Here is a 13,783-nt window from a genome sequence, read left to right as displayed (position 1 = left end):
TCCGTGGTCGTGTTTTCAGAATACGTTCTGTTTCGCAGACCGTATTTCAGACAACACACTTTCCCCACGGGCTCATTCCGCGACCGTGCGGGGCGTCCTACCGCTTGCGGCCCACCCCGCCGAACGCGTCGATGTCGGCAGGCGTGTCGACCGCGTCGTCAGGTCGCCACTGCGGGCACGGCACGACGCCGGGCTCCACCAGCTCCAGGCCGTCGAAGAACCCGGCGATCTCATCCGGCGAGCGGAGCGTGTACGGAACCGCACCAGTGTCGTTGTAGTCGTCCTGCGCCTGCTGCATCTCGGCGCTGATCAGGCTCGTGCCGTCGTTGAGGGACAGGTAGCTGCCGCTGGGCAGCGACGCCAGCAACTGTCGCGTGATCGAGCGGGCCGCCTCGTAGTCGGGCACGTGGCCCAGCACACCGCTGAGGATGAGGCCGACCGGCTGCTGGAAGTCGAGCGTCTTGCCGGCCTCGGCGATGACCGCGGCCGGGTCGTGCAGGTCGCCGTCGATATAGGCGGTCCTGCCCTCGGCCGTGCCGACCAGCAACGCACGGGCGTGCGCCAACACCAGCGGGTCGCTGTCCACGTAGACGATCCGCGCGTCCGGTGCGATCCGCTGCGCCACCTCGTGGGTGTTGTCGGCCGTCGGCAACCCCGTGCCGACATCGAGGAACTGGCGGACGCCCGCCTCGCCGGCGAGGAACGTGATCGAGCGGACCAGGAACTGCCGCGAGGCGCGGGCGACGTCGACGACGCCGGGGAAGACCTGCCGGTACTGGTCGCCGGCTTCGCGGTCGACCGCGAAGTTGTCCTTGCCACCGAGCCAGTAGTTCCAGATCCGTGCCGAGTGCGGCACCGACGTGTCGATCTTCTGCACCGCATCGACCGCGCCGGCCTCGGGTCGGTCGGTCGCCTGCGAATCCGTGGTCACGACGAACCCCTCTTCTCATCGCGTACGCGATGTCATGGCGGGGACGGCCCGCGACCGTGCCACGGTATATAAGGCAACGAATCCACGCCACCCCGAGCGGAGTCCCCGTGCCGGCCGGCCAGGACCGCCGCGGTCGGTGCCGGTGGGACCCTGCCGGACCTCCTCGGGAGGCAGTGGACCGGCGGCAGGCCGTACGGTGGGGTGATGGTCCAGCGTGACGGGGGGAGGCCGGCGATGCGGTACCACCTGCTCGGGCCGGTCGAGGTGTGGTCTCCCGCGGGGGAACGGCTGGCCCTCGGCACGCCGATGCAGGTGCGCCTGCTGGCCGTCCTGCTGTCGCGGCCGGGCAGCGCGTGGTCCATCGACCAGCTCGTCGACGAGCTGTGGCAGGGCCGCGCACCGAAGACGGCAGCCGGCAACGTGAAGACCTACGTCTGGGCGTTGCGCCGGGCGCTGCGGTCCCCGGGGGCACCCGACCCCGCCATCCTCGCGGGGGCCACCGGCTATCGGCTCGTCCTCGATGGGCAGACGGTGGACACCGTCACCTTCGACGACCTGGCCCAGCAGGGATATCAGGCGTTGCGGCAGGACCGCGCCCCGGATGCCCTGCGGGCGTTCGAGGGGGCGCTGGCGCTGTGGCGGGGCGAGCCGTTCGCGGGCCTGCCCGGCGCGGGGGTGTTGCTCGCCGTCCGGGCCCGACTCCAGGAACAGCGGTCGACTCTGCTGGAGGAGGTCGCGGACCTCCAGTTGCGCGCCGGCCGGCACCACGAGCTGATCGAGCCGCTCCGGACGCGGATCGACGGGGATCCGCTGCGCGAGCGCCCCTGGGGGCAGCTCATGGTGGCCCTGGCCCGGGCCGGTCGGCGGGCGGACGCGCTGGCGACGTACCGGCGGTTACGCCGGGTCCTGTCCGAGGAGGTGGGCGTCGAGCCCGGTGCCGAGCTGCAACGGCTGCACACCAGCATCCTGCGGGCCGACCGGGAGGTGTCGATGCCCGGGGCGCGACCGCCGCGACGACCCGCGCCCCGGATCGTGCCCCGGCAGTTGCCGGCCCCGCCGACGTTGTTCACCGGCCGGACCCGTGAGCTGGCCCGGCTCACGACGCTGCTGCTCGACGACACCGACCCGGCCGGCACCGTCGTCGTCACCGGCACCGGGGGCGTCGGAAAGACGTGGCTGGCGTTGCGCTGGGCACACGACAGCCTGCGCCACTATCCGGACGGGCAACTCCACGTCGACCTGGGCGGTTTCGGCACGGCCACCCAGGAGGCCGCACCGTCCGCCGTCGTCGTACGCTCGCTGCTGCCCGCCCTGGGCGTCAAGCCCCTGGAGATACCCGCCGAGCCAGCGGCCCAGTTCGCCCTGTACCGGAGTCTGACCGCCGACCGACGGCTGCTCGTGCTGCTCGACAACGCGCGCGACGCCGAACAGGTGCGACCGCTGCTGCCCGGGTCCAGCCGATGTGGCGTGATCGTGACGAGCCGCCACACGCTGCCCGGCCTGGTCGCCGCCGAAGGCGCCCACACCGTCGCACTCGACCTGCCCAGCACCCCCGAGGCACGCCAGTTGCTCGTCCGGCGACTGGGTGCACGGCGGGCCGCCACCCAGCCGGCCGCGGTGGACGAGCTGATCACCCGTACCGCGCGGTTGCCCCTCGCACTGTCCATCGTGGCCGCGCGGGCCGCCGCCCGGCCCACGTTCCCGCTCCAGGCCATCGCCGACGATCTGGCCGTGAGCAGGGGTGGCCTCGCCGCCCTGGCCACCGACGACGCCGCCACCGACCTGCGGACGGTGCTCTCCTGGTCGTACCGTCTGCTCAGCCCGGACGCGGCCCGGCTGTTCCGGCAGATCAGCCTGCACCCCACGGCGGACATCAGCGCGGCGGCGGCGGCCAGCCTCGCCGGGGCACCGCCGCACCTGATCCGGCCGGCACTCGACGAGTTGACCCGGGCGAACCTGCTGGCGGAGCAGTCCCCCAACCGCTTCCGCTGTCACGACCTGCTCCGGGCCTACGGGGAGGAGCTGACGGACGCGCACGACTCCGCGGACGACCGTGCCGCGGCGCGCAGGCGCGTGTTCGACCACTACCTGCGGGCCGCGCTCGCCGCGGCGAGGCTTGTCGACGCCGGCCACCAGCCGGTCGATCCGCTGCCCGCCGACTGGTCCACACCGACGTTCGCCGATCACCGGTCCGCACTGGCCTGGTTCGCCATCGAGCAGGGGGCGCTGCTGGCCGCCGTCAACGACGCGGCCACCCACCGCTTCGAGGCGCACGCCGGCCAGCTCGCCCAGGCCCTCACCCCGCTGCTCAGCCGGATGTCCCGGTGGCACGACCTGAGCACCGTACAGTCGGTCGCGGTCGCGGTCGCCCGACGCCGGGGCGAGCCGCGGGCCGAGGCGGTGGCACACCGGGACCTCGCGCTGGCACACCTCCAGCTCCGCCGGTACGACGCGGCCCGCCGTCACCTGCGCAGCGCGATGGCACGGTACGACCGGCTCGGTGACCGGCCGGGGCAGGCGAGCACCCACCTGCATCTCGCCTGGGTGTACGACACCGAGGGAAACCCGCGGGCAGCGCTGCCGCACGCCGAGAAGGCGCTGGCGTTGTCCAGCGGCAGCGACGACCGACGCGGCGTGGCCGCCGCGCTCAACGCGATCGGGTGGGGCCACGCCCGGCTGGACGAGCACGTCCGTGCCATCGCCTACTGCGAGCAGGCACTCGCACTGCACGAGGAGGTCGAGGACCGGGTGGGCTCGGCCCACACCTGGGACAGCCTCGGCTTCGCCCATCAGGGTCTCGGTGCGCACCCGACGGCGGCGGCCTGCTACCGGCGCGCTCTGGCGCTGTACTCCGGCGCTCAGGACCAGTGCGGGCGGGCCGAGACACTTGTCCGGCTCGGCGACACCCATCGGGCGGTGGGCGACCACGACACGTCGACGGACCTGTGGCGACAGGCGTTGGAGATCTTCGACCGGGTCGGTCATCCGCAGGCCGGGGAGTTGTCCGAGCGGTTGGCGACCTCGCGCTGAGCCTGCCCACGGGCCGGCATGGATCCGACGTGGACCGGGCGTCGGCAGGCTGGGCGCATGCTGACCACGAAGAGAACCACTCTCTGGCGTCGCGGCGGGGTCGACCGCCGGCGCCCACCACTTGTTCGTCGCCTTCCGGCCGTCGTCGCGATCCTCGTCGCCCTGTCGCTCAACGCCCCACCGGCGTTCGCGGGCCCCACGCCGGCGTCGTCCGGCGGCACCGGTTCGGTCGCCGGGAGCGGCACCGGCGGGTGGAACGGCCGCATCGACTGGCGGGCGTGCCCGGAACGGCCCGACGATCCGGGTACGCGGTGCGGCACCCTGCGGCTCCCGGTGGACTGGGCCCGACCGGGTGGGGAGACCTTCGAGCTGGCCCTGGCCCGGCGTACCGCCACCGACCCGGCCGCCCGCATCGGTGTGCTGGTCTTCAACCCCGGCGGGCCCGGTCTGTCCGGGGTCGACGTGGCGCTGACCGCCGAGACCCAGCTCGGGCCGGACGTGCTGCGCCGCTTCGACCTCGTCGGCTTCGATCCCCGGGGCACGGTCCGTAGTGCGCCGGTGCGCTGCTCGTCGGCGTTGCTGGGCCGGCACCCCTCCCTGACGCCCACCAACGCGGCGGAGTTCGAGCGACTCCGCGCCTACAACCGCCAGTTGCGCGACGACTGCCGCGCGCAGAGTGGCCCACTGTTCGACCACCTCGACAGCGTGAGCGTCGCGCGGGACACGGACGCCATCCGGGCGGCACTCGGTGAGCGGCAGCTCAGCTTCTACCAGTGGTCCTACGGCACCCTGATCGGGCAGGCCTACGCCGAGTTGTTCCCCGACCGGGTCCGGGCCCTGGCCATGGACAGTGTGATGGACCACAGCCAGGGGGTCCGGGGGTACGTCCGCAGCGGCGCGGCCAGCAACGAGGCCCTGTTCCACGAGTTCGTGAGCTGGTGCGGGCGAACCCCCAGTTGCGCCCTGCACGGACGCGACGTGCCGGCGCTGTACGACCGACTGGTGCGCCGCGCCGACGCCGGCACGCTTGTCGACGCGAGCACCGGCCGGACGCTCACCTGGTTCGAGCTCGGGTTCGCGACGTTCGTCAACTTCTTCGACGCGACCTGGGCCGACCTCGCGAACATGCTGCTCGCGTTGGAGCGGGGCGAGGAATACCCGCTCGCGTCCCCGATGGTGCCGGTCGACGGCGACGCGGGCCTGACCGAGTACGCCCTGCCCGCGTTCTGCCAGGACTGGTCGCTGCCGGTCGACGGTTTCACCGAGTGGAACCAGTACCTCGAACTGGCCCGCGCCGCGGCACCGCACCTGCGGGCCTCCCCCGTCGTCGTCCGCTTCACCGCGATCTGTTTGGGCTGGACGGCGAACAACCCGCAACACCGGCTGCGGGTGCGGACGAGCACCCCGCTGTTGCTGCTCAACGGTCGCTACGACCCGGCCACCCCGTACGACGGGGCACAGCGGGTGGCGGACCAACTCGGCACGCATGGTCGCCTGCTCACCTACGAGGGGTCGGGCCACGCCAGCTACCCCCGCACGGAGTGCACCCGCAGCCGCGTCGAGCGGTACCTGATCAGCAGGGTCATCCCGCCGGTCGGTGCGAGTTGCCCGGCCGCCCCGGCCTGACGCACCGGTGCCGCCCGGACGAGTGCCGGACACCCGGGTCGGCGCCGAGGCCTCAGCCTCGGCGCCGACCCGGCGCCGCGCCGCGTTCGGAGCGAGGAGAGTAGATCCCTCCCGCGAGGGAGCACCCGTCCCCTGTCAGCGGGGTTCGTCCGCGCCGAAGCGGCGCAAAGATCGGATGCATGGCGACGACGATCGCCCGCAGGACGGGCCACCGCCAGACGTACGTTGTGCTCGGCTGGGCCGTGGCATACGGGGGCGTGCGTCTGGCGTGGACCGTCGGCGAGGCTCCGGCCCTCCGGCGGTTCGGGTCGGACCTGCTGGGCTTCACCGGCTGGTGGTCGGTGGCGTTGTGCCTGACCGTGGCCGTGGTGGCGGTGGCGCTGGACCGGGCGACGACGTGGCGGCCGATGCTCGCGGGAGTGGCCTGGGCGGTCGCCGGGGCGCTTGTCGCGGCGGCCGCGATCCTGCTGCCGGAGCTGGTGGGCTTCCTGCTGTTCACGGTCGGCCCGTACTTCGATCCGACGGCGTTCGCCAGCCGGCTCGGTTGTGTGACCGGGGCGGTCCTGCTCGGCCTGGCCACCGCCCACTACCAGCGGCGCACCCGGGGCGACTGTCCGCAGTGCTGCCGGACGGTCCGCCCGGGTTGGCGGCGCGTGGCCCCGGCACGCTGGGCACGCTGGGCCGCGTACGCCGCGGTGGCCGGCCTCGTCGGCCGCTTCGCGGCCCAGCTCCTGGTGGGCTTCGACGGGCTCACCCGGGACGCCTCGGTGGTCGGGGTTGGAGATCGGCCTGCTGTTGGCGGGAGTGCTGTTGCCGCTGGCGCTCGTGCACGGTTGGGGGGAGATCTGGCCGGCGTGGGTGCCGCTGCTCGCCGGCCGCCCGATCCCCCGTCCGCTGTTGCTGGTGCCCGGCTTCGGGCTCGGGGCGGGCATCGTGGCCTACTTCGGCATGGGGCTGACGCAGTTGGTGTCCGGATCGGTCAGCCAGTTCTCCGACACGTTCCTCTGGCTGGCGATGTCGGCGTACTGCGTCCTCGGGCTCGGGCTCGTCGTGGCGTCGAGCGACTACCACCTGCGCACCCGCGTCGCGTGCGGGGCCTGTGGACGATGACGGCCACCGGGCCGGGACGTTACGGCATTGACATACATCATTAGACGAATTAACTTCCTGGCAACGAGGCGATTGGGAGCGCTCCCAATGGCCGAGCCACCCATGGGCTCGACGAACAGTCGGGCCCCTGGACGCGTCGACCGCCACCACCATGTCAGGAGAGGTCGCATGAGAAGACGAAGAGGGACAAACACGGCGCTGGTGTCGGCCAGCGCCGTCCTGTTGGCATCGGCCGGGGTCGCCCTGGCGATGCCGGCCGGGGCGGCAGCCGCTGGCTGCTCGGTGGACTACAGCGTGTCGTCGCAGTGGCAGGGTGGCTTCGGCGCCAACGTCGCCATCACCAATCTCGGTGATCCGGTCAGCAGTTGGACGCTCGGCTGGTCCTACGGCGCCGGGCAGACCGTCACCCAGGCGTGGAACACGACGCTGACGCAGAGCGGCGCCGCGGTCACCGCAAAGAACGTCAGTTACAACGGGGCCATCGCCACCAACGCCACCGTCTCGTTCGGCTTCAACGGCTCGTGGACCGGCAGCAACCCCGCTCCGACAAGCTTCACGCTCAACGGGGTGGTCTGCACCGGCGACCCCGCGCCGACCACGCCGCCACCGACCAGCCCACCCCCGACCACCCCACCACCCACCACGCCACCGCCGACGACTCCGCCGCCGAACGGACCGGCGGACATCACTGTGAACAGCGCCACCAGGTACCAGACCGTGGACGGGTTCGGGGCCGCGCAGTCCATCTGGGGCAGCGCCTGGTCGACGACGGACACGCAGACGCTTGTCGGAATGGGCGCCAACCAGTTGGGGCTGTCCATCGTGCGGACCGGCCTGTCGCCGGAGTCCAGCGAGTGGGCGACGCACGTCAACTCGTTGAAGACGGCCGAGGCGTCCGGGTCGAACGTGAAGATCCTCGCCTCGCCGTGGACCGCCCCGGCGGCGTGGAAGACGAACAACAGCCGGGTCAACGGCGGCAAGCTGAAGACCGACTACTACGACGACTACGCCAACCATCTCAACAGCTACGTGCAGTACATGCGTGGCCAGGGCGTGAACATCGACGTCACCTCGGTGCAGAACGAACCGGACTGGCATCCGAACTACGACTCGATGGACTGGAGCGGCACCGAGCTGCGCAACTTCGTCCGCGACCAGGGCACGAAGGTGCAGAACACCAAGCTGATGGTCGCCGAGGCGGTCAACCTCAACTACAACTTCACCGACCCGACCCTCAACGACACCACCGCCCGCAACAACATCGGCTACATCGGCGGGCACCTGTACGGCACCGAGGACTCCGGCCGGCTCAAGCCGTACCCGTTGGCCGCGCAGTACAACAAGCCGGTGTGGATGACCGAGTGGAACCTGCACGAGGCCGACGGTGGCGGCTCCAACATCTGGGGCAACCCCGCCAACGTGACGGTCTGGAACGAGACCCTCGACGACATCATGCGCACCGTGCACCGGTCGATGGAGGCCAACTGGAGCGCCTACATCTGGTGGTACGGCAAGCGCTACTACTCCTTCATCGGTGACGGCGAGGCCGCGTTCGGCACCGTCGCGGGCGCTCCGCTCAAGCGCGGGTACGCCTTCTCGCAGTACGCGAAGTACGTCCGCCCCGGCTACCAGCGGGTCGGCCTGACGAAGAGCTCCAAGGCCTCCCCGCTGGAGGTGACCGCCTACCAGGGCGACGGCAAGATCACCCTGGTGATCCTCAACCGGTCCAACAGCGCGGTCAACAACGCCGTGATCCAGGCACCGCAGAACGTCACCACGGCCGAGCACTTCCTGACCTCGCAGAACGCCAACGCGGCAAGCCAGCCGACGAGCGTCAACGGCGGTCAGGCCACCATCAACGTCGGCGCGCGCAGCATCTCCACGCTCGTCTTCACCCTCTGAACACCACCGCTCGACCCTGAGAGCGGTCCGACGTCACGGGAGCCCCGGCAACCCGCCGGGGCTCCCGTTTCGCGACGGTCAGTGCGAGTGGCGGGGCACGGCGCTGCCGCTGCCGCCGACCAGGAAGTCCAGGTCGGCGCCCTGGTCGGCCTGCAGGACGTGCTCGCTGTACAGCTTTGCCCAGCCCCGGTCGGCGCTCAGCGGTGCCGGATGCCAGCCGGCACGGCGCTGGGCGAGTTCCGTGTCGTCGACCAGGAGGTCCAGGCGCCGCGTCGCGACGTCGACCCGGACCAGGTCGCCGGTGCGCACCAGCGCCAGCGGGCCACCCACGGCCGCCTCCGGGGCCACGTGCAGGACGCAGGTGCCGTACCCCGTGCCGCTCATCCGGGCGTCGGAGATCCGCACCATGTCCGTGATGCCGGCTTCGAGCAGCCGACGCGGCATGGGCACGTTGCCGACCTCCGGGAAGCCGGGATAGCCGCGTGGGCCGGCGTTTCGGACCACGATCACCGTGTCGGGGGTGACCTCCAGGGCCGGATCGTCGGCCGCGACGACGTAGTCCTCGATCCGGTCGAAGACGAGCGCCGGCCCGGTGTGCGCGAGAAGGTGCGCGGAGGCGGCGGACACCTTCAGCACGGCCCCGTCCGGCGCGAGTGACCCGCGCAGCACCACGGTGCCCGAGCCGGCGGGCTGGAACGGCTCGGCCATCGTGCCGATGACCTGCCGGTTCCAGCACTGGACGCCGCTGATGTTGTCGGCCACGCTCGCCCCGCTGACGGTGACGTGCTCCAGGTGCAGCAGCGAGGCGATCTCGTTCATCACCGCCGGCACGCCGCCCGCGTAGGCGAAGTCCTCCATCAGGTACGCCCCGGACGGCATCAGGTTGACGAGCATGGGCACGTCGGCGGTGAGGATGTCGAAGTCCTCCAGGGTCAGCGGGACGCCGAGGCGGCCGGCGATCGCCAGCAGGTGGACGACGGCGTTCGTGGAACCGCCGATCGCGGCGTTGACCCGGATGGCGTTCTCGAACGCCTCCCGGGTCAGCACCGTGGACAGCCGTTGGTCCTGCCCGACCATGGCGACGATCCGCCGGCCGGCGGCCTGCGCGAGCGCGTACCGGCGCGAGTCGACAGCCGGCACGGCGGCCGCACCCGGCAGTTGCACGCCCAACGCCTCGGTCACGCAGGCCATCGTGGAGGCGGTGCCCATGGTCATGCAGTGCCCCCGGCTGCGGGACATGCCGACCTCCGCCTCCGCGCAGTCGGCCGCGGTCATCCGGCCGGCGCGCTGCTCCTCGGTGAAGCGCCAGACGACGGTGCCCGACCCGATGTCCTGGCCCCGGAACTTGCCGTTCAGCATCGGACCGCCGGTGATCATCAGGGTGGGCAGGTCGACACTCGCCGCGCCCATCAGCAGGCCGGGGGTGGTCTTGTCGCAGCCGGAGAGCAGCACCACCCCGTCGAGGGGGTTGGCGCGGACCGACTCCTCCAACTCCATGGCCAGCAGGTTGCGGTAGAGCATGGTCGTGGGCCGCATCAGGGGCTCGCCCAGGCTCATGGCGGGAAACTCCAACGGCAGGCCGCCGCTCTCCCACACGCCGCGCTTCACCGATTCGGCCAGATCGCGCAGATGGGCGTTGCAGGGTGTCAGCTCCGACCAGGTGGTGGCGATGCCGATCACCGGGCGACCGTCGAAGACGTCGTCCGCGAAACCCTGGTTGCGCATCCAGGACCGATGGATGAACCCGTTGCGGCCCTCCGCACCGAACCACTGCCCGCTGCGCAGCGGACGATCCGTCGTCGACATCAGCACACCTCTCTGTCATGCGTGCGGCCGCGGGGTGCGCGGCGGTCACGGGGTGGCACCTACCGGAGGCCGCCGACGGACAGCCCGCCGCGCCAGTGCCGTTGCAGGCTGAAGAACGCGATGACCAGTGGAATCACGGACACCAGCGAGCCCAGGATGATGAGGCTCCACAGCGAGGTGCCGCCCGAGTTGTTCGCGGAGGCGATCCCCTGCCACAGACCGAGGCCGACGGTCACCGGGAAGAGCCGGTTGTCGGAGAGCATGGCCAGCGGCAGGAAGTAGTTGTTCCAGGACGCCACGGCGGACAGCAGGAGCACGGTGACCACCGCGGGGCGCATCAGCGGAAGGGCGATCTGGACGAAGGTGCGCAGCTCGCCCGCGCCGTCGACCCGCGCCGCGTCCAGCAGCTCGTCGGGCACCGCGTCCCGCGCGTACACGTGCATGAGGTAGACGCCGAACGGGTTGAGCAGCGACGGGAGGATCACCGCCCAGACCGTGTTGGTCAGGCCCAGCCGGGAGAACATGATGAAGGTCGGGATGACCAGGGCGGTGGCGGGCACCATCACCGCGCCGAGCACGACGGCGAAGCTGAAGCGCCGGGCGGCGAACCGATACTTGGCGAAGCCGTAGCCGGCCATCACCGACAGGACCGTGGCGCCGATTCCGCCGGCGATCGCGTACAACGTGGAGTTGAGGATCCACCGCAGGTAGATGCCACCGTCGTAGGTGAACAGCTGCCTGAGGTTGCCGACGTAGTCGATCTGGTCGGAGAACCACATGGTGTTGCCGCCGCCGAACAGGCCCGGTGCGTCCTTGGAGCTGTTGACGACGACCCACCAGAAGGGTACGAGGAAGTAGATCACCATGAAGCCGAGCAGGATCTGCAGCGGCAGGTAGCGCTGCGGTCGGCGGGGGCCTGCGCTGACGCTCGTGCGGTTGGCCATCAGAGGAAGCTCCTCCGCTTGCGGGTGAAGAACAGGAACACGTACACGCAGACGAACACGATGCCGCCGAGGGCGAACGAGATCGCCGATCCGTAGTTGAAGTTGGCGAGCGAGAACGCCTGCTGGTACGCGTACATGTTGGGGGTGAAGTCCGCGCCGATCGTGCCGGCGGCGAGGTACCGCAGGATCTGCGGCTCGTTGAAGAACTGCAGGGTGCCGATGAGCGCGAAGACGAGGATGAGGCTCAGCGCGGGCGCGATCAGCGGAATCTTGATCCGCAACGCGACCTGCCACCGCCCCGCGCCGTCCATCCGGGCGGCCTCGTAGAGCGTCGGATCGACCCCCTGCAACGCCGCGTACAGGATGATCATGTAGTAACCCACCCACTGCCAGGTGACGACGTTGAGCAGGCCGTAGAAGATCAGGTTGCTGCCCAGGAAGTCGGGTGCGGTCGCGCCGAACAGCCCGAAGATGTCGGTGAGCGGGCCGAAGCCCTTGCTGTAGAGGAAACCCCACATCACCGCACCGATGACCGTCGGGATCGCGTAGGGCAGGAAGATCATGAGGCGGGAGAAGCGGGCGAACAGGGACGTCACCGCGTCCAGGATGAGGGCCATCGCGAGCGCGATGGCGATCTGCACCGGGATGGCGACAAGTGCGAAGCGGATGACGAACCACGCCCCGGACAGGAAGCTCGGGTCGGTGAACGCCTTCACGTAGTTGTCGAAGAGGACGAAGCTGGTGCCGCCGATCAGTTTCTTCTGGAAGAGACTGAGATACAGCGCGTAGCCCAGTGGCGCGATGAGGAACGCCAGGAAGACGACCGCGAACGGCCCGACGAAGAACCACCCCATCAGGTGTTCGCGGAGGTGCACCTTGCCACGGGTCCTGCGTGTCTCGGCGCGGGTACGCGCGGCGCGCTGCTCGGTCAGGAGTGTCATCTGTGGTCTCCGGGACGTGGACGCTACGGGTCGTGGGCGGGTGGGCCGGCCGTCGAGCGGCGGCGCGGCCCACCCCTGGGGTCACTGAACGGTGAAGCCCTGTTCCTTGGCGTACTTCGTCACGTCGCCCTGGAGCTTGTCGGCGGCCTGCGAGCCGCTTGTGGAGCCCTTGATGATCTCGCTGATCTGCTTCGTCATCGCGTCGAGGTAGTACTGACCGAACGGTGCGTAGGCGACGCCCTTGTAGGCGTTGGCGGCGGGGACGTAGACCTCCTTGTTCGCCTGCTGGCCGTCGAAGAACGCCACCTTCAGGTCGATGAACGCCGGATCGTTGAGTGCCGTGAGGTTCAGCGGGAAGATGATCTGGTTGGTCCAGCCGTCGGTGAGTGACTCCTTGTCGGCGTAGAGGCCGTAGGCGACCTTCGCCGCCAGGTCCGGCTTCTTCGCCTGCTTGGTCACCGAGAAGGCCGACCCGCCCCAGTTGACCTGCACGGGGTTGTTCACATCCCACTGCGGCAGCGGCGCCACCGCGAACTTGCCGGTGTCCTGGCCCTTGCCGACACCCGCACCGGTGAGATAACCCGGCGCCCAGGCCGCCGAGATGTACGTCGCGTAGTTGCCGCTGATCACGCCGGAGATGTACTCCGGGGTGAACTGGTCCTGCGTCCCGACCAGGCCCTTCTTGGCGAGGCCGCCCCAGTAGTCCAGCACGTCCTTGGAGGCCTGGTCGTTGAGCTTCACGCCGATCGACTTGGGCTGCGCCGGATCGAAGGTGAAGGGCGAGGCGCCCTTCTGGATCTGCAGCGCCATCAGGACCGCCGGGACGTTCGCGCCCAGGTCCCCGAAGAGCGGGCCTCCGGCGTCCTTCACCTTCTGCGCGGCCTGCTCGTACTCGGCCCAGGTCTTCGGTGGTGTGATCTTGTACTTGTCGAAGATGTCCTTGCGGTAGATCATGCCCATCGGGCCACCGTCGACCGGGACGCCGTAGACCGCGTCGCCGACCGACACGTCCTTCCAGGCGCCCTCGCCGTAGTTGGCCTTGACCGCGTCGTAGCCGTACTGCTTGATGTCGACGAGCGCGCCCTGGATCTGGAAGGTCGGGATCCGGTCCGCCTCGACCATGATCACGTCGGGTGCGCCGGTGCCCGCCGAGATGGCCGTCTGGAACTTGTCGTACTCGTCGCCGCCCTGCCCGACGTTGGTCCAACAGACCTGCACGTCGTCGTGCTGCTTGTTGAAGTTGTCGACGACGAGCTGGGTGTTGGGATACCAGCCCCACATCGTCACCACCGGCACGTTCTGCTTGGTGATGGTGTTCGTGCAGTTGCTCGCGTCGCTGCCCCCCTCGTCGGAGGAGCAGGCGACGAGGCCAGCCCCGGCCGCGAGCATGGTCACCGTGGCGAGTATTCGTTTCGTCTTCATCGACGTGATTCCCTCCGGGGTTGGCGGTGCGACAGTCTCCTGCTCGGCGGGCGCCACCGGGCGCGGGAGAC

The 13,783-nt window shown here is 70.4% G+C and carries 9 protein-coding genes; 4 read left to right on the top strand and 5 right to left on the bottom strand.

All coding sequences use genetic code 11. From position 1 onward, the window contains the following. Positions 1-97: 97 nt before the first annotated feature. Positions 98-931 (bottom strand): SAM-dependent methyltransferase, encoded by an 834-nt coding sequence (locus AB0B14_RS00555; protein ID WP_357080616.1) that lies wholly within the window; start codon positions 929-931, stop codon positions 98-100. A 234-nt stretch (positions 932-1,165) separates the two neighbouring features. On the opposite strand from AB0B14_RS00555, the gene AB0B14_RS00550 reads away from it, so the two are divergent. The 4 genes from AB0B14_RS00550 (at position 1,166) to AB0B14_RS00535 (ending at position 8,599) form a co-directional block, all read left to right on the top strand. After that, positions 1,166-3,961 carry a BTAD domain-containing putative transcriptional regulator gene (locus AB0B14_RS00550; RefSeq protein ID WP_357520339.1) on the top strand — a complete coding sequence of 932 codons (2,796 nt, stop codon included), beginning with the start codon at positions 1,166-1,168 and terminating at the stop codon, positions 3,959-3,961. Between the two features lie 57 nt (positions 3,962-4,018). Then, the gene (locus tag AB0B14_RS00545) at positions 4,019-5,587 is read left to right on the top strand and encodes an alpha/beta fold hydrolase (RefSeq protein WP_357080610.1); all 1,569 of its coding nucleotides are present in this window, start codon (positions 4,019-4,021) and stop codon (positions 5,585-5,587) included. A 777-nt stretch (positions 5,588-6,364) separates the two neighbouring features. Beyond that, positions 6,365-6,697, top strand: coding sequence for a hypothetical protein (locus tag AB0B14_RS00540; protein WP_357520337.1), 333 nt, complete (start codon positions 6,365-6,367; stop codon positions 6,695-6,697). Positions 6,698-6,865: 168 nt separating this feature from the next. Then, positions 6,866-8,599: a cellulose binding domain-containing protein gene (locus tag AB0B14_RS00535; protein WP_357074986.1), complete on the top strand. Its 1,734-nt coding sequence runs from the start codon at positions 6,866-6,868 to the stop codon at positions 8,597-8,599. 78 nt (positions 8,600-8,677) lie between these two features. Here the strand turns inward: AB0B14_RS00535 and AB0B14_RS00530 are convergent, their stop codons facing one another. The 4 genes from AB0B14_RS00530 to AB0B14_RS00515 all read right to left on the bottom strand — a co-directional run bounded on the left by AB0B14_RS00530 (position 8,678) and on the right by AB0B14_RS00515 (position 13,712). Continuing rightward, the gene (locus tag AB0B14_RS00530) at positions 8,678-10,405 is read right to left on the bottom strand and encodes an IlvD/Edd family dehydratase (RefSeq protein WP_357074989.1); all 1,728 of its coding nucleotides are present in this window, start codon (positions 10,403-10,405) and stop codon (positions 8,678-8,680) included. A gap of 59 nt (positions 10,406-10,464) precedes the next feature. Continuing rightward, positions 10,465-11,349 (bottom strand): carbohydrate ABC transporter permease, encoded by an 885-nt coding sequence (locus tag AB0B14_RS00525; RefSeq protein WP_357074992.1) that lies wholly within the window; start codon positions 11,347-11,349, stop codon positions 10,465-10,467. Continuing rightward, the gene (locus tag AB0B14_RS00520) at positions 11,349-12,290 is read right to left on the bottom strand and encodes a sugar ABC transporter permease (protein WP_357520335.1); all 942 of its coding nucleotides are present in this window, start codon (positions 12,288-12,290) and stop codon (positions 11,349-11,351) included. Before AB0B14_RS00520 ends, AB0B14_RS00525 begins: the two co-directional genes overlap by 1 nt. Before the next feature lie 81 nt (positions 12,291-12,371). Next, positions 12,372-13,712 (bottom strand): extracellular solute-binding protein, encoded by a 1,341-nt coding sequence (locus tag AB0B14_RS00515; protein ID WP_357074999.1) that lies wholly within the window; start codon positions 13,710-13,712, stop codon positions 12,372-12,374. Positions 13,713-13,783: the final 71 nt, after the last annotated feature.

Source organism: Micromonospora sp. NPDC049171 (assembly GCF_040648275.1).
In the GTDB taxonomy this organism is placed as follows: domain Bacteria; phylum Actinomycetota; class Actinomycetes; order Mycobacteriales; family Micromonosporaceae; genus Micromonospora.
This window is presented reverse-complemented; position numbering and strand designations above follow the sequence as displayed.